The organism is Mumia xiangluensis, from assembly GCF_010994095.1.
GTDB classification, from domain to species: Bacteria; Actinomycetota; Actinomycetes; order Propionibacteriales; family Nocardioidaceae; genus Mumia; species Mumia xiangluensis.
In genome coordinates this window covers 474021-494457 of record NZ_WJYO01000004.1, presented here as the reverse complement: position 1 = coordinate 494457, position 20437 = coordinate 474021, and the positions used below count along the sequence as shown (strand labels likewise).

Annotated in this window: 30 protein-coding genes and 1 pseudogene; 9 read left to right on the top strand and 22 right to left on the bottom strand. The window is 68.4% G+C overall.

Annotated elements, in window-relative coordinates; translation table 11 throughout:
* Positions 1-511: 511 nt before the first annotated feature.
* The 7 genes from GH747_RS15445 to GH747_RS15415 all read right to left on the bottom strand — a co-directional run bounded on the left by GH747_RS15445 (position 512) and on the right by GH747_RS15415 (position 4577).
* Complete coding sequence (locus GH747_RS15445; protein WP_149770471.1) at positions 512-955, bottom strand: pilus assembly protein TadG-related protein; 444 nt, start codon at positions 953-955, stop codon at positions 512-514.
* Positions 952-1398 carry a hypothetical protein gene (locus tag GH747_RS15440; RefSeq protein WP_149770470.1) on the bottom strand — a complete coding sequence of 149 codons (447 nt, stop codon included), beginning with the start codon at positions 1396-1398 and terminating at the stop codon, positions 952-954. Before GH747_RS15440 ends, GH747_RS15445 begins: the two co-directional genes overlap by 4 nt.
* A complete protein-coding gene (locus GH747_RS15435; protein ID WP_240466185.1) occupies positions 1395-1745 on the bottom strand; it encodes a TadE/TadG family type IV pilus assembly protein in 351 nt (116 codons plus the stop codon). Before GH747_RS15435 ends, GH747_RS15440 begins: the two co-directional genes overlap by 4 nt.
* A gap of 71 nt (positions 1746-1816) precedes the next feature.
* Positions 1817-2011: a hypothetical protein gene (locus GH747_RS15430; RefSeq protein ID WP_149770468.1), complete on the bottom strand. Its 195-nt coding sequence runs from the start codon at positions 2009-2011 to the stop codon at positions 1817-1819.
* Positions 2012-2026: 15 nt separating this feature from the next.
* Positions 2027-2959, bottom strand: a complete 933-nt coding sequence (locus tag GH747_RS15425) for a type II secretion system F family protein (RefSeq protein ID WP_149770467.1) — start codon at positions 2957-2959, stop codon at positions 2027-2029.
* Entirely contained in the window at positions 2956-3816 is an 861-nt protein-coding gene (locus GH747_RS15420) for a type II secretion system F family protein (protein ID WP_149770466.1), read from the bottom strand. The genes GH747_RS15425 and GH747_RS15420 overlap by 4 nt, the downstream gene beginning before the upstream one ends.
* Positions 3813-4577 (bottom strand): TadA family conjugal transfer-associated ATPase, encoded by a 765-nt coding sequence (locus GH747_RS15415; protein ID WP_228552948.1) that lies wholly within the window; start codon positions 4575-4577, stop codon positions 3813-3815. The genes GH747_RS15420 and GH747_RS15415 overlap by 4 nt, the downstream gene beginning before the upstream one ends.
* A gap of 216 nt (positions 4578-4793) precedes the next feature.
* Here GH747_RS15415 and GH747_RS22450 point away from each other — a divergent pair, with 216 nt between their 5' ends.
* From GH747_RS22450 to GH747_RS15400, 3 genes are read left to right on the top strand one after another with little or no spacing between them, the layout of a single operon-like run.
* Complete coding sequence (locus GH747_RS22450) at positions 4794-5009, top strand: helix-turn-helix domain-containing protein (RefSeq protein ID WP_149770464.1); 216 nt, start codon at positions 4794-4796, stop codon at positions 5007-5009.
* Positions 5006-5302, top strand: a complete 297-nt coding sequence (locus tag GH747_RS15405; RefSeq protein ID WP_149770463.1) for a hypothetical protein — start codon at positions 5006-5008, stop codon at positions 5300-5302. The genes GH747_RS22450 and GH747_RS15405 overlap by 4 nt, the downstream gene beginning before the upstream one ends.
* On the top strand, positions 5302-5481 hold the full coding sequence (locus tag GH747_RS15400) for a hypothetical protein (RefSeq protein ID WP_149770462.1): 180 nt from the start codon (positions 5302-5304) through the stop codon (positions 5479-5481). Before GH747_RS15405 ends, GH747_RS15400 begins: the two co-directional genes overlap by 1 nt.
* 83 nt (positions 5482-5564) lie before the next feature.
* Here GH747_RS15400 and GH747_RS15395 read toward each other — a convergent pair whose 3' ends face one another.
* Positions 5565-5840, bottom strand: a complete 276-nt coding sequence (locus GH747_RS15395; protein ID WP_149770461.1) for a hypothetical protein — start codon at positions 5838-5840, stop codon at positions 5565-5567.
* Between the two features lie 9 nt (positions 5841-5849).
* Positions 5850-6284 (bottom strand): hypothetical protein, encoded by a 435-nt coding sequence (locus tag GH747_RS15390; protein WP_149770460.1) that lies wholly within the window; start codon positions 6282-6284, stop codon positions 5850-5852.
* Between the two features lie 129 nt (positions 6285-6413).
* Here GH747_RS15390 and GH747_RS15385 point away from each other — a divergent pair, with 129 nt between their 5' ends.
* Positions 6414-6965, top strand: a complete 552-nt coding sequence (locus GH747_RS15385; protein ID WP_149770459.1) for a hypothetical protein — start codon at positions 6414-6416, stop codon at positions 6963-6965.
* A 30-nt stretch (positions 6966-6995) separates the two neighbouring features.
* On the opposite strand, the gene GH747_RS15380 is transcribed toward GH747_RS15385, so the two are convergent.
* From GH747_RS15380 to GH747_RS15340, 9 genes are all read right to left on the bottom strand, one after another.
* Positions 6996-7517: a hypothetical protein gene (locus GH747_RS15380; RefSeq protein WP_149770458.1), complete on the bottom strand. Its 522-nt coding sequence runs from the start codon at positions 7515-7517 to the stop codon at positions 6996-6998.
* Positions 7518-7549: 32 nt separating this feature from the next.
* Complete coding sequence (locus tag GH747_RS15375) at positions 7550-8635, bottom strand: hypothetical protein (RefSeq protein ID WP_149770457.1); 1086 nt, start codon at positions 8633-8635, stop codon at positions 7550-7552.
* Positions 8632-11877: a hypothetical protein gene (locus tag GH747_RS15370; protein ID WP_149770456.1), complete on the bottom strand. Its 3246-nt coding sequence runs from the start codon at positions 11875-11877 to the stop codon at positions 8632-8634. The genes GH747_RS15375 and GH747_RS15370 overlap by 4 nt, the downstream gene beginning before the upstream one ends.
* Positions 11874-12107, bottom strand: coding sequence for a hypothetical protein (locus GH747_RS15365; protein ID WP_149770455.1), 234 nt, complete (start codon positions 12105-12107; stop codon positions 11874-11876). Before GH747_RS15365 ends, GH747_RS15370 begins: the two co-directional genes overlap by 4 nt.
* Positions 12108-12115: 8 nt before the next feature.
* On the bottom strand, positions 12116-12502 hold the full coding sequence (locus tag GH747_RS15360) for a hypothetical protein (RefSeq protein WP_149770454.1): 387 nt from the start codon (positions 12500-12502) through the stop codon (positions 12116-12118).
* A 2-nt stretch (positions 12503-12504) separates the two neighbouring features.
* Positions 12505-12882, bottom strand: coding sequence for a hypothetical protein (locus GH747_RS15355; RefSeq protein ID WP_149770453.1), 378 nt, complete (start codon positions 12880-12882; stop codon positions 12505-12507).
* A 132-nt stretch (positions 12883-13014) separates the two neighbouring features.
* Positions 13015-13824 (bottom strand): hypothetical protein, encoded by an 810-nt coding sequence (locus GH747_RS15350; RefSeq protein ID WP_149770452.1) that lies wholly within the window; start codon positions 13822-13824, stop codon positions 13015-13017.
* On the bottom strand, positions 13811-14203 hold the full coding sequence (locus tag GH747_RS15345; protein WP_149770451.1) for a hypothetical protein: 393 nt from the start codon (positions 14201-14203) through the stop codon (positions 13811-13813). Before GH747_RS15345 ends, GH747_RS15350 begins: the two co-directional genes overlap by 14 nt.
* Before the next feature lie 196 nt (positions 14204-14399).
* Complete coding sequence (locus GH747_RS15340; protein ID WP_205602960.1) at positions 14400-15467, bottom strand: AAA family ATPase; 1068 nt, start codon at positions 15465-15467, stop codon at positions 14400-14402.
* 39 nt (positions 15468-15506) lie between these two features.
* Here GH747_RS15340 and GH747_RS22090 point away from each other — a divergent pair, with 39 nt between their 5' ends.
* Entirely contained in the window at positions 15507-15686 is a 180-nt protein-coding gene (locus tag GH747_RS22090) for a hypothetical protein (RefSeq protein WP_205602959.1), read from the top strand.
* Here the strand turns inward: GH747_RS22090 and GH747_RS15335 are convergent.
* Positions 15683-15928 (bottom strand): hypothetical protein, encoded by a 246-nt coding sequence (locus GH747_RS15335; RefSeq protein WP_149770449.1) that lies wholly within the window; start codon positions 15926-15928, stop codon positions 15683-15685. The genes GH747_RS22090 and GH747_RS15335 overlap by 4 nt on opposite strands.
* Before the next feature lies 1 nt (position 15929).
* On the bottom strand, positions 15930-16097 hold the full coding sequence (locus GH747_RS15330) for a helix-turn-helix transcriptional regulator (RefSeq protein WP_228552953.1): 168 nt from the start codon (positions 16095-16097) through the stop codon (positions 15930-15932).
* 123 nt (positions 16098-16220) lie between these two features.
* Between GH747_RS15330 and GH747_RS15325 the strand changes: the two genes are divergently transcribed.
* The 4 genes and pseudogenes from GH747_RS15325 to GH747_RS15315 all read left to right on the top strand — a co-directional run bounded on the left by GH747_RS15325 (position 16221) and on the right by GH747_RS15315 (position 18343).
* Positions 16221-16790 carry a helix-turn-helix domain-containing protein gene (locus GH747_RS15325; RefSeq protein ID WP_149770447.1) on the top strand — a complete coding sequence of 190 codons (570 nt, stop codon included), beginning with the start codon at positions 16221-16223 and terminating at the stop codon, positions 16788-16790.
* Positions 16783-16902, top strand: a pseudogene (locus GH747_RS22535) (tyrosine-type recombinase/integrase); the annotation flags it as partial. The gene GH747_RS15325 and the pseudogene GH747_RS22535, both read left to right, overlap by 8 nt.
* Before the next feature lie 12 nt (positions 16903-16914).
* Complete coding sequence (locus GH747_RS15320; protein ID WP_205602958.1) at positions 16915-17871, top strand: tyrosine-type recombinase/integrase; 957 nt, start codon at positions 16915-16917, stop codon at positions 17869-17871.
* Positions 17864-18343: a hypothetical protein gene (locus GH747_RS15315; protein WP_163695667.1), complete on the top strand. Its 480-nt coding sequence runs from the start codon at positions 17864-17866 to the stop codon at positions 18341-18343. The genes GH747_RS15320 and GH747_RS15315 overlap by 8 nt, the downstream gene beginning before the upstream one ends.
* Before the next feature lie 18 nt (positions 18344-18361).
* Here GH747_RS15315 and GH747_RS15310 read toward each other — a convergent pair whose 3' ends face one another.
* On the bottom strand, positions 18362-18874 hold the full coding sequence (locus GH747_RS15310) for a Flp pilus assembly complex ATPase component TadA (protein WP_149770444.1): 513 nt from the start codon (positions 18872-18874) through the stop codon (positions 18362-18364).
* 215 nt (positions 18875-19089) lie between these two features.
* The gene (locus GH747_RS15305; protein ID WP_149770443.1) at positions 19090-20436 is read right to left on the bottom strand and encodes a dipeptidase; all 1347 of its coding nucleotides are present in this window, start codon (positions 20434-20436) and stop codon (positions 19090-19092) included.
* Position 20437: the final 1 nt, after the last annotated feature.

Genomic DNA, 20437 nt, shown 5'->3' with positions numbered 1-20437 from the left:
CGTCCTGAGCCAGGATCAAACTCTCCGTCGAAAACCCAACCAAAGGCTGAGCCACAACATCAAACATTTGAACCCGGACTAACTATTTGCTGACAAATAATTTGTCACGGAATCATGACCCCAAAAAAGCCATACTGATTATCTCGTCGACTTTTAGCACACTGTTGAGTTCTCAAACATCAGACACACAAAACCCTCAACCCCAAACACGAGGCATCAGACCAAGGCGCGACCCCCAAACCTACCAGGCACACCACCGATCCCCGAAACCGGGCATCGTGTGCACCCCGCAGCGCCATCAGCGGCTCCACACATGCAGAACCAGAGAGGCAATCTTGGGGGAGGTGGTCACCAGGGCCGCGCGCCCGGCCTCTCGGCCTTGCCCGCCGCCGTCCCCGGCAACAAGAAGAACATTACACGGTCCCCCAAGCACCTCAACAGGGGGGTCCCCATCTGTGTGAAAACCTGCTCTGACCTGGAGCGATGACCCGCGACCGCCGGCGAGGCCGCCTCATCGGATCCTCAGCTGGACGACCGCTTCTGCTGTGACGGCCGCGGTCTGGTCCCACCCTGGTGGGACCAGCGGCATGCGTACGCGCCCGCTGAGCCGGACGCGTACAGAACCACCGACCTGCTCGACGTCCCACGCGAGACCATCGTGGCGCTCGAGCGAGCCCGTGGCTGTCAGGTAGTCCTCGACTGCGCTGGTCGCTGCGCCGGCATCCAGGCCGACCGTCTCGCCCGCCGCGTACAGGCTGGCGCGATCCGCCGCCTCGCTCGCAGCAATCGCTGCGCCGTCGGCGAGATCTGCCAGCCGGCGCTGCCCGAGGTACGCGGCGGACGCGTTCACCGCCACGGCCACCACCAGGCCGACCACCACGAAGAACCCGATCAGCATGACGGTCACCTGGCCGCGCTCGCCACGTCGTGGTCGTCGCGAGCCTGCCCAGATCACGAGCGGTCCTCACGGAAGCGGCCGTACGGCTCGGTGTGCGTGCTGTCGAGGTGCACCGACGGCCGCGCCCCTCCGAGGACGTCGGGGACGAACGGGAGGTGCGCACGCGTCGTCACGGTGACCACGACCGAGGATCCAGGACTCAGGCACGGTCCCCCGGTGCAACGGATGTCCACGTCGGTTGCCGCGTCGTCGATCCGGTGGTCCTCGAGGACGAGCTGCGCGGCACGCGCTGCGCGCTCGCGACCCGTGGCCGGATCAGGCGCCTGAGAGAACGCGCGCCCGGCTGCGCGTCCAGCCGCGCTCACGCCGTACGCCGACCGTTGGACCTCGAACACGGCGAGCACCACGTACACGAGCGGGACGAGGAGCAGCAGTGCGAGCCACGTCATCTCCACGATGGCGGACCCGCGGTCGCCCCGGTCCCCGAGCAATCGGGTCATCCGGCCTCCAGGACTGCACGTCCGGTGGCGTCGACCTCCACGGTCGCGCCGAACAACCCCAGTGCGGGCACCGTCGTCCGCACGCGGACGACCACGAGCGACTGGCCGCCTGCTGCGGCGCGCTCGGCGACGACGTCGCGGGCGTACCGAGGCGAGAGTGCCCGCGAGATCTGCTCACGCGCGCGCTGCGCACCGAGGTCGAGAGTGGCGCCGTCGCGCGAGGCCGCGCGGGCACCGTCGGCCGCCGCGGCGGTGATGGTGTTGCGGACGTGGAGGACCAGAGCGAGCTGGACGATCGCGAGAACCAGCGGCACCAGCACCACCATCACGAGGCAGAACTCAGCCACCGCCGACCCGGCGTCCTCCGATCCCCTGCCCGCTCCGCGGCGGCAAGCACGCGTCGCAGGACGGCCCGCCCTCATCCCGAGACGGAGGTCAACGCCGCCTCGAGCATCGCCTTGAGCTGGGGGCCGGCGACCGCGGTGAGACCCGCCACGAGCCCGGCCGACATGACCGTGATCATGACCCAGCCGGGGACGTCGCCGCGTTCGTCGCGAGGCCGTCGGGCGCGGGCGTCTGCGCGTGGCGCTCGGCGGGTGCGGTGTAGGCGCATGGGCGCTCCTTGGGTTCAGGGGGAGGTGAGGGATAGCCCGACCAGTCCGGGATAGAAGGCGAAGAGGACCGTGACGGGGAGGACGAGGAAGACGACCGGGACGAGCATGAGCACCTCGCGGCGAGCGCCGGACTCGACGAGCTCGCGGCGACCGGCCTCCCGGACGTCGGCCGCCTGCGCGTGCAGGACCTCGACCAGGGGCGTCCCGCGGTCGACGGCGACGGCCAGCGCCTCGGCGAAGCGAGCGACCGCTGCGACGCCGGTCCGTGCGGACAGGTCGTCGAGCGCGACGGTCAGCGGGCGCCCCGTACGGACGTCGCCCACGACCGTGCGGAGCTCGGCGGACATAGCGCCGTTGCTGACGTCGGCAACGCGTTCGAGGGCCGAGACCGGGCCCTCCCCCGCGGCGACGGCGAGCGCGAGCAGGTCGGCGAGCGTGGGGAACTCCCTGGTGAGGCGTTCCTCGTGCCTCTGGACCGCCTGGGTGAGCGCCAGGTCGCGCGCCAGAACGCCGCTGACACCGGCAACCGCGCAGAGGACCAGCCCGGCGAGCGGTGACACGTCCGACAGGAGCCCCCACGTCGTGAGGAGCACCGCGACGGCGCCGAAGGACGTCACGCCCCAGATCACCTGACTGGTGCGGAACTCCTCGACGGACTGCTCCGACGCGCAGCGCCGCAACCGGCGGCGTACGGAGGCGCTGCCGCCCACGACGCGTTCGACGACTCCGGCGGCTCGGCGCAGCGACGGGCCGAAGACCGCGTGCCCGGCGGCCCACGGGCGTACGCCGTCGGGCGTCGCAGCCGATCCGGCTCCGGGGTCGCTGACGTACGGGGAGATGCGGCTGACCAGGCTCGGGCGACGCCGCAGGCGCCCCACGTGCCACAGCTCGAGGAGGCCGAGCGCGACCCCGGCAGCGAGCACGGCCCCGATCATCGTGGCCGTCATCGCAGCACCCGGGGCTCGCGGGGAAGCCGCCCGATGAGGAGCATCAGCTGGTACGCGAGGAGGCACGCGACCGCGCCACCGACGAGCAGCACCAGACCGGTGCCGGATCCGAACTGGGAGATCGCGTCCCGCTGGAGCGACATCAGCGCGAGAACGATCCACGGCGCCGACACGGCGAGACGCGCCCCGTTGACCGTCCACGCCTGACGAGCGACGAGCTCGCCGCGGGTCCGGAGGTCGTCGCGCAGGAACGCCGACAGGGTGCGGAGCATGCGGCCGAGATCACCGCCGCCGACATCGCGTGCGAGCCGCAGCGCCTCGACCACCCGGTCGCCGACCGGGTCGGCCAACCGCGCCTTGAGGGCGTCGAGGCACTCGGAGAATCGCCCACTCACCTGGTAGTCGCGGGCGAAGGCGGCGAACGCGGGACGCAGAGGCTCTGGCCCGCGCTCGCCGAGGCCGGCAAGGGCCTCGGGCAGCGACATGCCGGCGCGTACGGCGGAGGCGAGGTGGTCGACCGCCTCCGGCCAGGCTGCGGCCCGCTCCTCGGTGACGCGGCGCGCGCGTCCGCGGACGGCCGCGATCGGGGCGTACGCGGCTGCGGCGCCCGCGACGAGCGCCACCGTCGGCGTCGCTGTGACGACGAGCGCGACGAGGAGTCCGAGGACTCCGCAGACCGCGCACACCGCGAGGACGCCGCGCGACGTGGCACCGTCCGCGCCAGCCCGCGCCAAGAGCTCGTCGAGCCGGCTCCTTCGCTGGGCGGGCGCGGTGTCCCCGTGCGTCGACGAGGTCAACCCGGACCAGATCAGCAGGAGCCCGATGCCGACGCCGAGACCGACCACGGAGCCGGTCACGCCTCGGCCCTCAGGAGCGCGCCGAGATCGATGCCGGCCTGTGTGAACCGCTCCGACCGCGCGGGGGTGCCGCTCGCCCGCACCAGGACACCGTCGCGGCGCTCGAACAGCGTCTCGGTCTCGATCACGTCGTTCTCGACCCGTCCGCTCACCGCAGCGATCTCGCGGACCGTACGGCGTCCGTGCGCGTCGATGCCCAGGTGCACGACGTGGTCGACGCAGGTCGCGACGGTGGGCACGACGAACCGCGCGGAGATGTTCTCGCCGGCCAGCAGCGGCAGCGTGCACATCTTGACGAGCGCCTGCCGTGCCGACGACGCGTGCAGCGTCGCCATGCCCGGGATGCCGGCGTTGAGCGCCAGCAGGAGGTCGAAGCACTCCTCCGCGCGGACCTCACCGATCACGAGCCTCGACGGGCGCATCCGCAGGGCCTCCTTGACCAGCGTGCGGAGCCGGATCTCGCCGGTGCCCTCCAGCCCGGACTGGCGCGTCTGGAGCGCCACCCAGTCGGGGTGGGCGAAGCGCAGCTCGAATACCTCCTCGGCCGACACGACGCGCTCGGTGCCGGGGACCTCGGCCGCCAAGGCGTTGAGCAGCGTCGTCTTGCCGCACTGCGTGCCCCCGGAGACGACGACGTTGTGCCCCGACACGACGCTCGCCCGCAGGAACGCCGCGGCGTGCTCGGTCATCGTGTCCGCGGCAACCAGGTCGGCGAGACCGCGGAAGCGGGTCACGAACTTGCGGATGTTCAGCGCGGGCACCCCCGCTGACCTGTGGCGATTCCCCGAACCCGCCTCTGACCTGCACAAACAACGTTTGCAGGCGTTGGCACTCGTTGGACGTTCTCGGACGTCCTGCGGACTATCTGCGGACTGAAGAGTGTCTGCGGCACGGGCAAGACTGCCCACACAGAACGGCCCCGAGCGGAGCAGTGACTCCGGCTCGAGGCCTCGACCCACAGGAAAGCGAGAATTCCCATGAACCGTTCAACAACCGTAGCGCCGGCTGGGACCGCGGGCGCCGCACTTCGCACCATCCGCACCGCCGCTGAACTTTCGCTCTCAGCCGTCGCAGAGCAGTGCTCGATGTCGGCGTCGACCATCGCCCGTATCGAGCGTGGGGAGCGCGACCTCTTCCCGTGGGAACGTGCGTCGCTGACGTCGGCGATCGTGGACGCGGCAGGTGCCCGATGAGCGCCGCTGCTCGTTCGACGATCCAGTGCCCGTACGCCGTGGGATGGTGCACGGGGCACCCGGACCCGTCGTTCGGAGAGGCGCCGGGCTGGCACGAGCTCGAGATCGCGGAGAACGTCTACGTCCGCGAGGACGAGTGCGTGCAGCCACGACTGCACGTCGCCGCCGACCTGGGCTCAGGAGGGTTCACGGGCAGCACGCAGGAAGCCCGGGAGTTCGCCGCTGAGCTGGTCGCTGCTGCCGTAGCTCTCGAGCAGATCGAGGCGGATCTCGCCGCAACGCAGGTCTCGTGATGGAGCCGTTCGAGCCGTTGATCATGCTGGGCATCAGGGTGCGCGAGGTCCGCGACCTCGCGGAGGAGACGCTTATGTGTGTGCGGGAGCGGATCCTCTTCGTCGACGACGATCTCACGTTCGACGAGCGTCGGCTGGCGGTCGCGATGTACCTCGAGGACGAGTTCGCGCTCGCATGAGTTCGGTGCAGATCGACGCCTGACGGGCGAGGGGGCCGGTGCCGCGTGCGGCACCGGCCCCCTCCTCAGACTTTCGCGCCGGATTACCGCTCCTGTTCGAACGTGAACGGCTTGTACGCGTTAACGACATCCCACGGGATGCAGTAGAGGTCGTGGTCGTCCTCCCAGCAATAGTCCGCTGCAACGCCCGCTGGCATCTCCACGACGACCCACCAACCGCGCGCACCGTATGGCGCAGGCAGGCTGCGGTCGGCGAGGAACCAGCTCGCCTCCGGACAGTCGAGGCTGTGCGAACGCGCGAAGCCAGCCTGCTCTATGCCTTTCCGACCGCCTTCATCTGTCCTGTGAAACAGTTGCATCACGAGCACCTACTCGCTCGCCTCGGCCTTTGCGCCTTCGATTGGGTTTCCCTTGGCGTCTCGCGGCACTTGACGGATCGAATGGATCATGAGGCCAACGAACGTGAGCGCCAGTGCGATCGCGAATGCGGCCGCGATCCACCACCACGATCCCCACGTTGCCGTCCGCCACGCGACTGCGGCAAAGAAGCCGCACAATGACGCCGCCAGCCACGCTCCGTAAACGTCGCGCGACGCGTCGGCGTTAGGGATGATCTGGTCAACGCGGTGCTCGATGCTCTCGAGCAGCTTGGCGCGGATGGGGGAATCGGTCGGCATCCGCTCGGCAATCGCGAGGTCGCGTTCAATCGTTCGGCGCGGCCCTCCTATCCCGATCTCGCGCAGCAGGGAGGCGAGCAGCGCCGCTGCGCCGGCAATCGCGGCGACTGCAAGGTCAACGTTCATGGACGGGGATCGTAGCGAGTGCGGCTCGTCAGCGTTCACATATGGGTCGAGACAAACCTCCGACGCCTGGCCCTGCGTCTCGTAACACTGGTTGACAGCCGCTCAACACGCTCTTGGAGGTTGGTCGAGGTGAAGGCATTGCTCGGGGTGGTGGCAGCGCTGGTGGTAGTCACAGCCTGCGGAGGAACGGAACCGAAAGAGGCGGAGTCGACACCACCGAGGCCGTCGCCGACCGAGACCTTGCCGACCACAGACCCGTACGTCGAGGAACTCGCCGAGGCGACCACGGCGTCGAGGCGGGCATGCTCTGAGGTGTTCGGCGACCTCCTGACGACCCTCGAAGAGCTCGGGTCACGCCTCAGCGTCGGGCTGCGCCTACCTGACTACGGGACCGAGGTCGGCGACATCCACGTCTCCTACGACCAGGCACTCAAGGAAGCGGCCACGCTTGACGGAAGTTGCCTCACGGCGGTCGGGGTCAAGCTTGAGACAGCGCTGAACCACTACACCAAGGCCAACCGCCTGTGGTCGGACTGCGTCAGTGACTTCGACTGCGACATGGACGATGTCGACCCGAAGATCCAGGCACGGTGGCAGAAAGCGCGGAGTCAGGTCGAGGCAGCGGCGGAGGCGATCGACACATATCCGCTGAGCGAGGATGACAGGCCAGTACGGTCCTAGGGGGGTCGTCCTGGTTCGGTTGGCCGCTACTCAGAGCCTCGAGTAAGCGAGCCGGATCCGGTTGAGCACCATCAACAGCACTAGGCCGAGGTGTAGAAGCAACGCGAGGACGATCGCCGTCGCCAACGGCGAGTAGCCGTCTCGGCTCGGCTCGGAAAAGGCATCCGTCAGCATGAGAGCGGTCACCAGCAACAGCGAGAGCGCGGTCGCGTACGCGACGTTCGCGCGAGTCTCAGCGACCAGGGCCGCGGTTGCCCGCTTCGTGCCAGGGCGAGCCGTACTCAGGGACTGCAGGCCGAAGATCATCACCAGAAGCCCGAAGAGACCGCCGGTCAGGATGGCGATTCCGTTGAGAAGCGGCCCGACAGACTGAAGCTGCCACCCGAGAAGGAAGGAGAGCGCGGCGACCCCAATCGGGCAGCCCCAAAGGACGACACGGTCTGCCCGGCGTGGTCGGCGATTTCGGTCTTCGTCCAGCTTGTAGAGGGTCTGCTGATGATCGCTCACGAGCTCGAAGAGTCCGAGCCGATCGATCCCTGGGAGCTTCAGCATCGACTCCACCCACCTCGCTAGCCGTCGTTCACTCACACCGCAGGATGCCAACCGGGTAAGACGTTTTCGCCATAGATTGCCTCGAGCCGACGGGTCTCCTCCTGCCAGAGCCCGAGCAGGTCCGCATCGCCAAGGTACTCCGTCTGGTAGACGAAGGCTGGCGGCTGGTCGCGTTCGATGACGACCGTGCGCTGACCCTCCTCGCCCTTCAAGGCGGCCTCGATGCGCTGGCGGTCGAAGTCATCCGCGCTCGCGGGTCGAAGGCTGTCTGGCACCGTGGGGACCGCGGTGCCGATCTCGACTGCCCTTGGCCCGCCCTCCTCCGCTCCCCACCTCCTCGAGAGGTAGTCCCGGAATCCGCCGAAGACATTGCGAGCGGCACCGCCATTGAGAGTCATTTTGAGTTCACCCGCTTTTCGGACCCGACCGCCGGCGACCTCGTCCTCGATCGTGGTCGGTCGGTAGACCGCGGACACAGTGAGCACCTCGGCGCTGTCGACGTATCGGCGCCACGCTTCGTGGTCGGCGAAGGGGGCGATCTTGACCGACACCTTGAAGGGCTTGCTTGCCGGGCGCGTGATGGTCCGCTCGAGTTGGTAACGGATGTGTGATCCGGACACCCGCTCGCAGAAGAGGAGACCCATGTCGGAGTCTGGCGGCAGCCAGAACATCGCTCGCTTGGGCGTCATCGTTGCGTCGCGCTCGCTGAACGGCCGCTTGTCGCCGCTGTCCACGTTGGTGGTGTTCCCTTGCGAGCCGTAGCCGCCAGACTCCGCAGCGACCCACAAGGCGCCGTCGTCAAGGCGATCGGCACTGAAGAGCTCGAACGCCCTTGACCGCTCGTCGTCTGCCTCAAGACCCGCGTCCATCCGCGTAAGCGCCGCCTTGCAGAACTCCTCGAACAGGTCAGCCCCGTCGTCGGGGAGTGAGCGCAGCGGGATCGCCGTGTCGGGGTCTCGGTACTCGTGCGCTCGCACCGTGTAGATCAGATAGCCGTGGGTGGCCATGCCTTCTTCTTCCTTCGCGTCTCGGAGCCCCTCCGATAGTGAAGTAAAGCCGATCGTTCGGGTCAGCGTCGCCAAATCTGCAACGAACCGCAGGATCGGGTAGTCCGTCATCCTCGCCGCCCTCTCGCCTTCTGCGCCTGGTTCTTCTGGCCGTCACGGGTGCCGGCCTCGGCGCCCTCCTTCGAGCCCTCCTTCGAGCCCTGCTTCACCGCGCGCGGCAACTGGTCGACCTTCTTGTCGAGGCGCGTGATGCTCTTCTCGAGGCGGTCCTGCGTGCGGTTCAGGCGGGCAATCTCCTTGCCGTACGTGGCGTTGCCGGCGAAGGTCGCGGCGCTGTTGATCGCCGACTGAGCACCTCGGTATCGGACCTCTTCGCGCTCGATCTGGCCCCTCGACAGCCCGGCGAACTCCTGGACGAGCGCAAGGTTGCCCTTCGCTGCGAGGTCGCGGAACAGCGTGCCGTCGAGACCCTTGCCACGGGCCGTCGCGAGTGCGCGTCGGAAGGCGGTTGCGTCGTTGCGGTCGGCGTCGGTCTGCGTACGGAAGTCCGACAGGCCGCCACCGAACGGGTCGTGAGTCAGGTTCCCGCGCACGTCGCCGATCAGGTCGGCCCGTGCGCTGGTGACCCGCTCGAGCCGCTCACGGTTCTTGTCGAGCGCCTTCGCGTTGCGGTCGAGACGATCGCCGAGCCGGTCGGCAGCCTTGAACAGGCGCGAGTTGCGGCCCACGGCGTCATCGAGACCGCGCAGGAGTTCGCGGACCTCCGAGCGGATGCTCGAGCGGTCCATGCGCGGGTTGATCTTGAAGCCCTGCAGTGCATCGCGAACGTCACCGTTGGCGTACGACTCGAGCATCCCGAGACGTCGGCCCGTCTCGGTCCAGATGTCGATCGACCGGTCACGCTTGGACGCGGCGAGCGGGATGTACGCCTCGCCACCCGTCTCCGGTTCGGCCCAGACGCGCCACGCGCCGGCGGGAGCGATCTGCGCAACATGGTTCTCGCGCATGCCGCCGTTGGCGTAGTAGTCCGTCACCGATCCGTCAGCGTTCGACGTCATGCCGCCGCCGCCACCGGGACCGCTGCGACGGACCACGATGGTCGACGTGACGGTCTGCGGGATGCTCGCGAGCGCTGAGGTCACCGTGCGGATGGTCGGGGTCGCCTGATCCTGCGCGGAGATGATCGTGGTGACCTGCTTCGGCGTCAGCTTGTACTGCTTCGCCAGGTCCGCGACCTTCGCCTTGGTCGGGTTCGCGCCCGCCTCCGACACCAGCGTCCGGAGTTGCTTCGGCGTCAGGTTGTACGCCTTGCGCAGCGCCTCGACGCGGCTCCGAGCACCCTCGGCGCCGTTCTGCCGGACAGTCGTCTCGACGAGGTCGGGGACGTTGAACATCTCGTCAGCCAGCGCGCGCATCTTCGGCAGCGGAATGCCTGCCGCAGCGCCCACCTCGACGAGGCGGTCACGCGAGGCGACCAGCGACCTTGTGAGCTTCTGCGTGTTGCCGTCGAGGGCGAACTGCGACGTGGCAGCCTCGATGGTCGCCTTCGCCTGCTCCTTGAGCGCGATCTGTGACTCGAGGCCCGCCTTGGACGTGTCGCTGTATGCGCCCTTCGTCTTGGCGAGGGTGTCGACCAGTCCGGCCCACCCTTCCTTGGCTGCGAGTGCGGCCTTGTCGGCCTCGAGCGACGGGTCGATCACGGCGTACAGCGCGTCCGCGAGGCCCTGCGCCTGGTCGGCAGCCGACGATGCGGAGTCGCCGAGCATGTCGAAGGCGTCGGCTGTCTGCTCGGCGGCGATCTTCGCTTGGGCGTCAACACCGGTCTGGCCCTTGGCCTTGGTGAGCTTCTTCTCGAGCTTGTCGAGCTCGGCCTGCATCTCCTCGACGTCGGAGCGCCCGAACGTGTCCTCCCACGCGTTCTTCTGCCCCTTGAAGGTGAAGGCGGTCGACCAGAATCCCTCGACGTCGCGCTTGTATTCGTCGAGGGCCTTCTGCGCCTCCTCGTACTCCTTGATCTGCCTCTGAACCGGCGTCGACTCGTTGCCGATGACGTCGTTGAGGCGTGTGATCGAGTCCGCGATGTCGTCGTTGCTCGCGGCGAAATCGAGGGCGAGCCCTGCGCCGGCACCGATCGCCGCACCCCACGGACCGGCGACGAGACCCATCGTCGCGAGCATGGCGGTGTTGGAGACGCCGAGCTTCTCGTCGAGGTCGGTCATCGACAGCGCGAGAGCGGCGATCCCGGCGCCCGCAGCGCGGTAGCCGGCGCCCGCCTTGGCGCCGTCCTTCCCGCCGCCGAGGAGACCCATGAGCGCGGAACCCTGCGCGGCGTTGTACAGCGCGACCGCACGAGACACGGCAGAGATGCCGGCGGCGACCGCGATCAGGACCGGGCCGGCGGGGGAGTCAGCGACGGCCGCAATGGTGTTCGCGAGCGCGCGGATGACCGGCAGCGACGCCTCGCCGACCGGAGCCGCAGCCTCGACGACCTGCAGGAGCGCGTTGCCGATCGAGCCGAGGGTGCTCATCGCCTCGGGGCCGACGCGCTGCACGTAGGTCAGGAACTCCTGGAAGCCCTCGGTCTCCGAGACGCCGTCGGCCCACTCACGGAAACTGCGGGCCGCGTCGCGCATGCCCGACGAGAAGTCGTCCGAGAGCGGATCGACCGCCATCATCAGGTCAGCCAGGCCCTCGGTCACATCGCCGAGCGCGTAACCCATGTCGGTGAGCGTCGGTCGCGCCTGGGTGCGGACGTACTCGAAGAACTCCGTCCAGCGATCCGAGGCCAGCGACTCGCCCGCCGCGCGCGCGAGGTCGCCCATCGTGTCGGCGATCTCGGAGATGATCCCCTCGACCTCGGGGCCGCGGGTCATCAGCGCCGTGATGCCGTCCTCGAGGCCGGGGAACAGGCCCGCCTGAGCGACGTCCTGCAAGCCCTGCATCTCGGGGCGGATCTCTTGCAGGAAGCGGGCGAAGTCGCGACCAGCGGGCCCGAGCTTCGCCATGGCCTCGTTCAGCTGCTCGAGGTTGGCCGCACTCGGCTCGAGCTCGTAGTCGTTCAGCGCCTCAAGGGCGTCCCCGACACCAGAGAAGGCCAGCACCGCGACGCCGGCGGCACCGGCAGCCGCGGTGAACTGCGTGGTCAGCCCAGCGAGTGCCGGGATGGCCGCGGCGCCGATCGGGACCAGGGCGGGACCGAGCGCTAGCGCGGTCTGCACGAGGTTCGACATCCGGTCGCTCGACGCGTCCAGATCACCCGCGAACGCCTTGGCCTTCGCCGATGCACCAGCGAGCGCCCGGTCGAAGTCGCCGGTATCGCCCTTGAGGCGAACGAGCACGGAGCGCGAGGTCATACGGTCTCCTTGCGGTTGGCGTGGGCCTCTGCGGCGGCAGTGCCGTCAGCGACGAGGCGCTGGGTGAGGTCTTCGGTGACGACATCGATCGCGCGGGCTGCCGCGCGGGTCGCGATCGCCTCCGTCAAGAGTCGGCGGTTCAGCCTGTCGAGGTCGGCGAGCGTGCAGTCGGCAAACGGCTTACCGACGATGCGGCGGGCATGGGTGTCGAGTTGAGCGATCACGGTCACGCGGCCTGTCAACGGGGCCTCCTGGGGTCATGCGCCGGCCCGGCCGCCCTCACGAGCTCCTCGGCTTCCTCGCGCAGCGCTGGGATATCCGCGACAGCCACCCCGTACCTGCCGAGGCGCTCGGCGACGAGCTCCTCAACCGAACGGCCCGACCGCTCGGCCTGACCGCGGTAGGTGAGGTACTCAAGCGTCCAGGGCGAGCTGTGGGTGGCTGCAACGCCATGGGTGTTGTGCCAGTGGCTCGCGGCAATACGGAATCGACGGAAGGCCGCGAGGGCGCCAGCGGTGATCCCGTGTGGCGCCTCCCAGACCTCGACGAGGCAGCCGACCGCCAGCGCCTTCGGGAGCGCCTGCGATGTGACCGGCGGGCGTTCTGGTTCACGGAGTCGAGCCATCCTCACGCCTCCTTGTTCCAACGTTGATTCGCGGCGTACCGGGCAAGCTCGGAGACTCGCGGGTCCGTCCGCGCGGCGTCGGCGCCCGTGTCTGGCAGGTCGAGCGCCTTGAGAACCCGCGCGAGTGCTAGGCGGTGCTGTCGGATCTCGCCGACCGCGGGATTCACGCGACGCTGGCCGGTCGAGCCCTCGACGGTCACGCCTACCTTGCTGAGAGCGGCGCGAAGGTCGTCGATCTCCGAAAGCAGTGAGCATGCCTCTCGCAGCAACTGCATCTCCGTGAGGTCGAGGACGTACACGGCCAAGACGTCACGCCAAAACGCGGAAGCGCGCGGAGTCAGTCGTGGGGGTGGGTTCGGAACCTTTGGTGTCTCAGCCATCTCCGACCTCCTTGACCGAGGGGAAAACGAGCGTCCGATGCGTGCGCACTCTTTTCAGCCCTCTCCGGCGGTTCGGTAGGTGGGGGGCCAGGGGGTCCCTCCCCACCCACCCCTGGCGGCCTCGCGCATGTGTCACGCCGTCCGGCCGTACATCTGCCAGTCAGCGAAGAGCGTGATCACCTGCGGGAGGGCGTTGTTCAACGCGACCTCGAACGACGGCAGCCCCTGCCGTGCGTTGGCCGCACGCTTGTAGACCGTCCGAACCTCGGCGAGGTTCGGCGGGGTCACTCGATCGAGCGCGGAGGCGACGTGCTCCCCCCAGACCTTCGCGTACTCGAGTTGACCTCGACTTTCGAGGTAGTCCTCGGGCCAGCGGCTCGACGCAAGGAGCCACGAGGCGAGGGCGTCACTGTCGCCGATGGCACGCTCGAGCCGGCTCACCATCCGATCGGGCACCTGGGATCCCGTGAGCGGGGCAAGCACCATCTGAAGGTCGGCCTTGAGTCCGGCGAGGGCGGCCTCCTGAGCCGCGTCCTGCGGCTCAGGTCGCGGCGGATAGGCGCCGTCACGCAGGGCGGCGAGAGCAGCGCGTGAGCTGGCGAGGACCTGACCGCGCAGGCCTTCGATGGCAACTCGAGACTCAGCCGCACGGATCTGGATCCGCGTCAGCCTTGCGGCCTGAGTGAGCTCGGTCTGACTCCAGGTCCCGACGACGTACTTGCCAAGGGTGTCGAGTTCCGTGTCGATCTGGTCGAGCTTGGCCGGCACACCGTGCCAGTGCTTGGCTGCTGCCTCGATCGCCGGGGGGCGCTTCAGGGCGGGGCCTCCGTCGGGCTGCTTGAGCCAGCTTGAGGCGGTCCGCGGAAGCAGTTGGCTGATGTTGTCGGCTGCTTCGCGCGTGAGCTTGCGGTACGCGTCGTAGATCGGGCTATGCGGCTTCACGTGTCGTCTCCTTGAGGTTGATCCACCAGCGGCCAGCTACCTTCTTCGCCACGAGCCCGCCGGCTGCGGCCCGCTTCGTAACAGCGCGGGCGGTGATCCCGAGCTCTGAGGCCGCCTGGTCTGCTGTGATCCACACTGCCGTCGGAGGCAGGATCGACGTCGGCTCGAGTTCCTTTCCCGGAACCAGCTCTCGGACTGCGATGCACGCCCGGGCGGCTGAGACGAACGGCTCCGCCGAACGCAGCGGGTCGCCACCGCGGTAGACCCGAGCGGAGTTCGACTGCGCAACGATCGCCGCAAGCTCGTGCAGGGCATCGACATCAGCGATGACGACACATACGACTCCATCGACGTACTCGACCGACAGCCCGCGCCTCATCACGCCCTCCTGGGATCGAGGGCTCCGGAGAGCGCGTCCCCCGTGTCCCCTCCCTTAAGAGGGGGGACACGGGGACACGCCCCCCTCGCGGGCTGCCCCAGGACGCGGGACACAGTGGGGACGCACCCCGGGACACGGGGGGACACGCTTGGGACGAAGGGACGCGGAGGCGCGTCCCAATGCCGGGGACGCACCCTCATCGATCCGCACCGCCTTCGAACGGTCGGATCGACCCAATCGGGGAGCCCGTGGTGATGTACTTTTCGACCTGCAGGATCGCAATCGCATCCCGGATCGTCTTCGCCTTTCCTGTCACCACGGCCTCGATCTGCCGGGCCGACATCGGACCATGCTCGGCCAGCGCATCGCTCACCCGCCGCATGACCGTCGTCGGACGGAACTCGGTGCTGCTTGCGTCTGCCGGCTTGATGACCTCGACCTCAGCGAAACGCTCCTCATGCGACGTGAGCACAAGATCGGCGAACCACGACAGCCCGTCCTTGCCGGGAAGCCCGTGCTTTCGGAGCTGACCCGGGCGATCCTTCGCCAGGCGCACGGTCGTCCGTCCGGTGAGTCCGATGCCGAACGGCTTGCGGTTCTCGAGCACAAACGCGGCGCCATCCAGGGCGTTGAGTTTGTGCACGCCGCCGAGCGCGTAGCGCCCGCGTCCCTCCGCCGACTTCACGACGTGATCGAGGCACACGACCGCCGGCCCGGCGTCCGCGATCCTCCTTGGCAGAATCCGGCCGAACGTCGCGATGTCCTTGTTCGAGAGCGGGTCCATGCCGTGCAGCGTCATCGCCTCGGTCACGCCATCGAGGACCGCGAGAGTCGGCCGGGTGGCGCGCAGGAGCATGTGGAGGTCGTCGAGGTGAATCCCGCTCCCGAGCGCCTCGGTGGGGCGCAGATAGTGGAACCGACGACGGATCGCCTCCGCACCGACCTGGAGCGTGAGCAGCCGCCCGACAACGCCACCCTCGTCGTCCTCGAAGTCGAGATAGACGACGTTATTGTCGGCCGCGATCTCGTCCACGACGGCCGACATCGCGAGCCAGGTCTTGCCGGCCTCCGACTCGCTTGCCAGCGTGTGGACCTTGCCGGCATAGAAGAGCCCTACGCCGTCGCTCCGGCGACCGACACTCGGCGTTGGCGGCGCCCATTGCCCCGACAGCACCGCGTCGAGGTCGACAGGCTGCCACACGCGACGGAAGGTCGGCTCGAGCGGTTCCTCTTCGGGAGGCGGACTAAGCGCTGCTGCGGTCACTCGCCCACCGCCTCGATCATGCGGACGGGAAGGTTTCGCATGTCGCACAGCGCCAAGACGTCGCTGGCGATCTTCGCCGAGGTGGCCCACGCGTGCCGGCGCGGCATCCACATCGGCGACTTCGCGCCGCACTCGACGATCAGCTCGCGAGCGCCGTGGCCGCTGACGTATGCGGCGCTCTTCGAGACGATCTCCACGGTGATGAACCTCGGCATCTAGACCACCGCCAGGGGGTCGCCGGTCCGCAGCGCCGCGATCCATCGACGGACCGCCGTGGCTTCTCCCTGGACGTCGACGTGCAACCGGTCGAGGTGAGGACTGAGCAGGTGAACGGCGACGGGATCGACATGGCTGTCGACAACGAGCTCAAGGCGCGCGTCATCAGGCACCATATTTAGCGCTCGTAGCTCCCGGCGCGGGTTCGTGCGGAGATCGGCCCGCACGGTGCCGGTCACCGGCACGTCAGGACGCCTGCTCGAGCTTCGCCTTGATCCAGGCGTCAACGTCGCCGCGGGCATACAGCACCCGTCGGCCTGCCTTGAACGACCGGGGTCCCTCGCCGACGTGTCGCCAGTACCTGACAGTGCTCGGCTTGGTGCGGAGAAGGCTCGCAACCTCGTCTGTTGTCATGTACATCACCGACTCTCCTTCCTAAGAAGCAATGGAGCGTTTCTGCGTGAAACTCTGTTGGAAGACGTTGACTGAATCAAGCCAAACCAGCTAAGGTACGTTTCGTATAGGAATGGAGGCGGGATGGCTAGGCCGAATCTGGCTAGATCGATCGACGCGGAGGCGAACCTTGCCCGCCGCATCGAGCGCGAGCGGAACCGCCGCGGACTCAGCTACGAGGCGCTATCGAAAGACATGACCGCCATCGGTTGCAGCATCAACGCCTCGTCGATCTACAAGATCGAGAAGGGCGATCCGCCCCGCCGGGTCACCGTGGATGAACTCGTCGCTCTAACCAGGGTCTTCGAGACGACGATGGAAGACCTCCTCACGCCGGTCGAGGTTCTAGATCAGCGCAGGGCCCAAGAACTACTAGCCAGTATCGATACGGCCGAGGATGCGCTCGTCCATGCCATTGCCGGGGTCCTCGAGGCAAATGCCGAACTGTTTGCCCTGAGGGACACCGAGCTGAACGAGTACGTGCATGGACATCTCGTGGGCAGGGGGGCACCGACATCGGTGACCCCGGGACCCACGGAGGCGCTGTCCTCGGAACTCCGCACGATCGTGTCAAAGCTCTACCTTGCGCTAATCAAGGAGGCGCACCACATCGCCGGCGACGGAATCACTTGGGAGGACCACGACGATGAGTAGTGTCGCCAAGCGCCCGAACGGCCAGTGGCGCGCCCGCTACCGCGACGACGCCGGCAAGGAGCACTCCCGTCACTTCAGCCGCAAGGTCGACGCCCAGCGCTGGCTTGATGAGGTCACGACGTCGATGCTCACCGGCTCGTACGTCGACCCCCGCGCCGGGAAGGTCACGTTCGAGGCGTACGCCCGGACTTGGCAGGACTTGCAGATGCACAGGACGAACACGGCCCTCGCAGTTGACTCCGCGCTCCGGGTGCATGCAATCCCAGCGTTCGGCAAGCGCCCCATCGCGTCGATCCGCCGCTCAGACATTCAATCGTGGGTGCAGGCGATGTCTGCCGAGCTCGCGCCAGCGACCGTCCGCGTGACCTTCCAGCACGCGCGCTCGGTGTTCCGGGCAGCTGTAGACGACCGCCTCATCGCCCGTACGCCGTGCGAACGAATCACGCTCCCCCGCATCGACAAGCCGGTCATCGAACCGCTGCCCACCGAGACCGTCTTGGCGCTCGAGGAGGCTATGCCGCCCCGATGGCGCGCGATCGTGCGGCTCATGGCGGGTACTGGCGTGCGGCCCGGTGAGGCCGCGGGCGTGACCCTCGACCGCATCGACTTCCTGCGGCGCTCGCTGCGCGTCGACAGGCAACTTCTGCTGACACGCCCGCACACGTTCGGCCCACCGAAGACCGACTCGGGGATCCGGACGATCCCACTCCCCCAGGTTGTCGTCGAAGCGCTCTCTGTACACGTGGCCGAGCACGGGACCGGCGTCGACCAGATGCTGTTCGCGAACCCCGGCGGCGGCATTCTGAACCGCGACCTCGTAACGCGGGCGTTCCGCGACGCCGTACGCGAAGTCGGCGCGCCGGACGGGACTCGGCTCCACGACCTTCGGCACTACTACGCCTCGCTGCTTATCCGCCACGGCGAGAGTGTCAAGGTCGTCCAAGCTCGCCTCGGTCACGCGTCGGCGAAGGAGACGCTGGACACGTACTCGCACCTCTGGCCGGACTCCGAGGACATGACCCGGGCGGCGATCGACAGCGTGCTCGGAGCCACGAGGATCACGGGAGCATCCAATGGATAGCCCACGCGACTTCAGCGACATCTACGTGCACGAGGCAGGGCATGTGGTAGCTCACGGAGCGATGGGACGACCGATCGACCGCGTGGTGATCGGCCCAGGTGCGATGGAAGGGGCGGACGACGTCCATGGCGCGGTACATCCGGTGCCGGGCACTGGGCTCGACAAGCACTCGGAGGCGATCATGCAGATCGCCGGCGCTGCCGCGACTCGGGCCTGGGCCCACGCAGAATCCGCCGCGGCCGACGAGCTCATGAATCTCGAACTGACGGGCGCGTACGCGAACGACGAATTCAACGCCAAACGCCTCGTCGATGACGTGGCGGCGCTTGAGGCGATGACTGAGGCGGAGCGAATCTGCTCCAGCAATCTCGAGCTACTCCACCAGATCGCCGATGCGCTCAGGGAGCGAGGCGAGCTTTCTGGCGAAGAGGCCAACGCTTTCGCGGACCAGGTGCGGACCGAGGAGCAATGATGCGCACATCGTCGCAGGTCAGACCTCTAGCAGGAGGCATCCAGCGAACTTGCGGATGTTCACCGCGGCGAACCCTCGCGAGATCCCCTCGAGCACGACGTGCAGGCGATGGCCGCCCGGCAACGTCGCGTCCACGAACGGCTGGCTCAGATCGAGGCGGCGCCCGCTCGTCGCGAGCATGCGCTCGACCAGCTCGCGCACCTCCGCCGCACCCAGGATCACCGAGGTCAGCTCGTGCCGGCCGCCACGGGCGACGAACACCCGCGACGGCTCGTTGATCCAGATCTCCTCGACGTCGGGATCGTCGAGGTACGGCTGGAGCGGACCGAGGCCCGCGACCGCTGCGACCAGCTCACCGACCGTCGCCTGCGGATCGGCCAACGGCGCCACCGCTCCCGTCAGGCTCCGTTGATCGTGCGCCGCGGCGACCTCCTCGGCGATCCTGTGCACCGTCTCCGCGTCGCGCAACGGATCGATCCCGCGGGCGCGCACGGCAGCGCGCACCTCGTCGGCCAGGCTGCTCGTCGTCACGGGACTCCCCACGGCGGTGATCGTGACCGGAATCCTGCCGTAAACGAGGGTCACACCGACAGCCCCGCGGCTCAGCCTGTGGACAAGATCGGACGATCAGCCGAACGGGATCTCAAGCCGTCCCCAGAAGACAGGTCGGCCCCGAGAAGAGGTGGAAGCTCTGCTCGGGGCCTGGGCTCTCGGAGGCGAGTCCGATGAGCCGTCCCGCCAGCCTATCAACGCTGCAAGGTCGCGTACCTCCGCAGGAACAAGGCCTCGGAGAGAGCCATGGCTTCGATCTCCTTCGGGTCCACGCTCTCGTTGGGCGCGTGGATGAGGCACAACGGCTCCTCGACCCCCATGAGGATGATCTCGGCGTCCGGGTAGGTCTCCTCGAACACGTTGCACAACGGGATCGACCCGCCCTGCCCGAGGCGCGTCATCGCCGTGCCGTACGCCTCCTGCATCGCCGCCTCCATCGCCGCGTACGCCGGGCCGTCGGTCGCGGCCTCGAACGGCGAGCCCTTGGCCTCGGTCTCCACGGTGACGTGCACCCCCCACGGAGCGGCCGCGCGCAGGTGGTCGACCAGGGCACGCTCGGCGTCGTCCGGCGCCATCCCCGGCGGGATCCGCAGGTTGAGCCGCGCCGCCGCGCGCGGCGTGATCGCCGCGGTCGAGCCGACCACCGGCGGGCAGTCGATGCCCAGGATCGTGATCGCGGGTCGCGCCCACAGCATGTCCGACGGGCTGCCGTCGCCGAGCAGCGAGACGCCGTCGAGCAGGCCTGCGTCCTTCACGAACTGCTCGGGCGGGTACGGCGCGCCGGACCACGTGCGGGTGTTGTCCAGGCCGGTGACGGTCGTGTTCCCGTCGGCGTCGCGCAGCGTCGCCAGGGTCGCGACCAGTGCGGCCAGCGCGTCGGGCGCGGGGCCGCCGAACATCCCGGAGTGGAGCTCGTTGGTGAGCGCGTCGATCGTCACGACGACGTTGACCATGCCGCGGAGGCTCACGGTCGCCGCCGGGTGTCCGACCGAGGCGTTGCCGGTGTCGCACACCAGGATCGTGTCGGCCCGCAGCAGGTCGGCGTGCGGAGGGACGAACGCCTCGAGCCCGCCCGTGCCCTGCTCCTCAGACCCCTCGACCACCAGCTTCAGGTTGACGGCGAGCTCGTCACCGAGCGCCCGCAGCGCGGTCAGGTGCATGACGATGTTGCCCTTGCAGTCAGCGGCTCCGCGGCCGTACCAGCGGCCGTCGACCTCGGTCAGCTCGAACGGCGGTGTCCGCCAGGCGGCGTCGTCCAGCGGCGGCTGCACGTCGTAGTGGGCGTACAGCAGCACGGTCGGCGCGTCCGGGTCCGAGCAGGGGCGCGACCCGACGACCGCCATGCTGCCGTCGGCGGTCTCCTCGAGGTGCGCGTCGGTGAACCCGACCTCCGCGAACTTGTCGAGGACCCACTGCGCGGCCCGTTGACACTCCTCGGGCGGGAACTGGCGAGGATCGGCCACCGACGTGATCGCCACCAGCTCGGCCAGCTCGTCGCGGACCGTGGACATGAATCCGGAGACGCGGTCACGCAGCTCCATG

Coding starts and splice junctions, on each gene's coding strand:
- GH747_RS15440 (WP_149770470.1), bottom strand. CDS start 1,398: ATGACCCGATTGCTCGGGGACCGGGGCGACCGCGGGTCCGCCATCGTG.
- GH747_RS15430 (WP_149770468.1), bottom strand. CDS start 2,011: ATGCGCCTACACCGCACCCGCCGAGCGCCACGCGCAGACGCCCGCGCC.
- GH747_RS15425 (WP_149770467.1), bottom strand. CDS start 2,959: ATGACGGCCACGATGATCGGGGCCGTGCTCGCTGCCGGGGTCGCGCTC.
- GH747_RS22450 (WP_149770464.1), top strand. CDS start 4,794: ATGAACCGTTCAACAACCGTAGCGCCGGCTGGGACCGCGGGCGCCGCA.
- GH747_RS15405 (WP_149770463.1), top strand. CDS start 5,006: ATGAGCGCCGCTGCTCGTTCGACGATCCAGTGCCCGTACGCCGTGGGA.
- GH747_RS15400 (WP_149770462.1), top strand. CDS start 5,302: ATGGAGCCGTTCGAGCCGTTGATCATGCTGGGCATCAGGGTGCGCGAG.
- GH747_RS15395 (WP_149770461.1), bottom strand. CDS start 5,840: ATGCAACTGTTTCACAGGACAGATGAAGGCGGTCGGAAAGGCATAGAG.
- GH747_RS15390 (WP_149770460.1), bottom strand. CDS start 6,284: ATGAACGTTGACCTTGCAGTCGCCGCGATTGCCGGCGCAGCGGCGCTG.
- GH747_RS15380 (WP_149770458.1), bottom strand. CDS start 7,517: ATGCTGAAGCTCCCAGGGATCGATCGGCTCGGACTCTTCGAGCTCGTG.
- GH747_RS15375 (WP_149770457.1), bottom strand. CDS start 8,635: ATGACGGACTACCCGATCCTGCGGTTCGTTGCAGATTTGGCGACGCTG.
- GH747_RS15370 (WP_149770456.1), bottom strand. CDS start 11,877: ATGACCTCGCGCTCCGTGCTCGTTCGCCTCAAGGGCGATACCGGCGAC.
- GH747_RS15360 (WP_149770454.1), bottom strand. CDS start 12,502: ATGGCTCGACTCCGTGAACCAGAACGCCCGCCGGTCACATCGCAGGCG.
- GH747_RS15355 (WP_149770453.1), bottom strand. CDS start 12,882: ATGGCTGAGACACCAAAGGTTCCGAACCCACCCCCACGACTGACTCCG.
- GH747_RS15345 (WP_149770451.1), bottom strand. CDS start 14,203: ATGAGGCGCGGGCTGTCGGTCGAGTACGTCGATGGAGTCGTATGTGTC.
- GH747_RS22090 (WP_205602959.1), top strand. CDS start 15,507: ATGTCGCACAGCGCCAAGACGTCGCTGGCGATCTTCGCCGAGGTGGCC.
- GH747_RS15330 (WP_228552953.1), bottom strand. CDS start 16,097: ATGACAACAGACGAGGTTGCGAGCCTTCTCCGCACCAAGCCGAGCACT.
- GH747_RS15325 (WP_149770447.1), top strand. CDS start 16,221: ATGGCTAGGCCGAATCTGGCTAGATCGATCGACGCGGAGGCGAACCTT.
- GH747_RS15320 (WP_205602958.1), top strand. CDS start 16,915: ATGCTCACCGGCTCGTACGTCGACCCCCGCGCCGGGAAGGTCACGTTC.
- GH747_RS15315 (WP_163695667.1), top strand. CDS start 17,864: ATGGATAGCCCACGCGACTTCAGCGACATCTACGTGCACGAGGCAGGG.
- GH747_RS15305 (WP_149770443.1), bottom strand. CDS start 20,436: ATGGAGCTGCGTGACCGCGTCTCCGGATTCATGTCCACGGTCCGCGAC.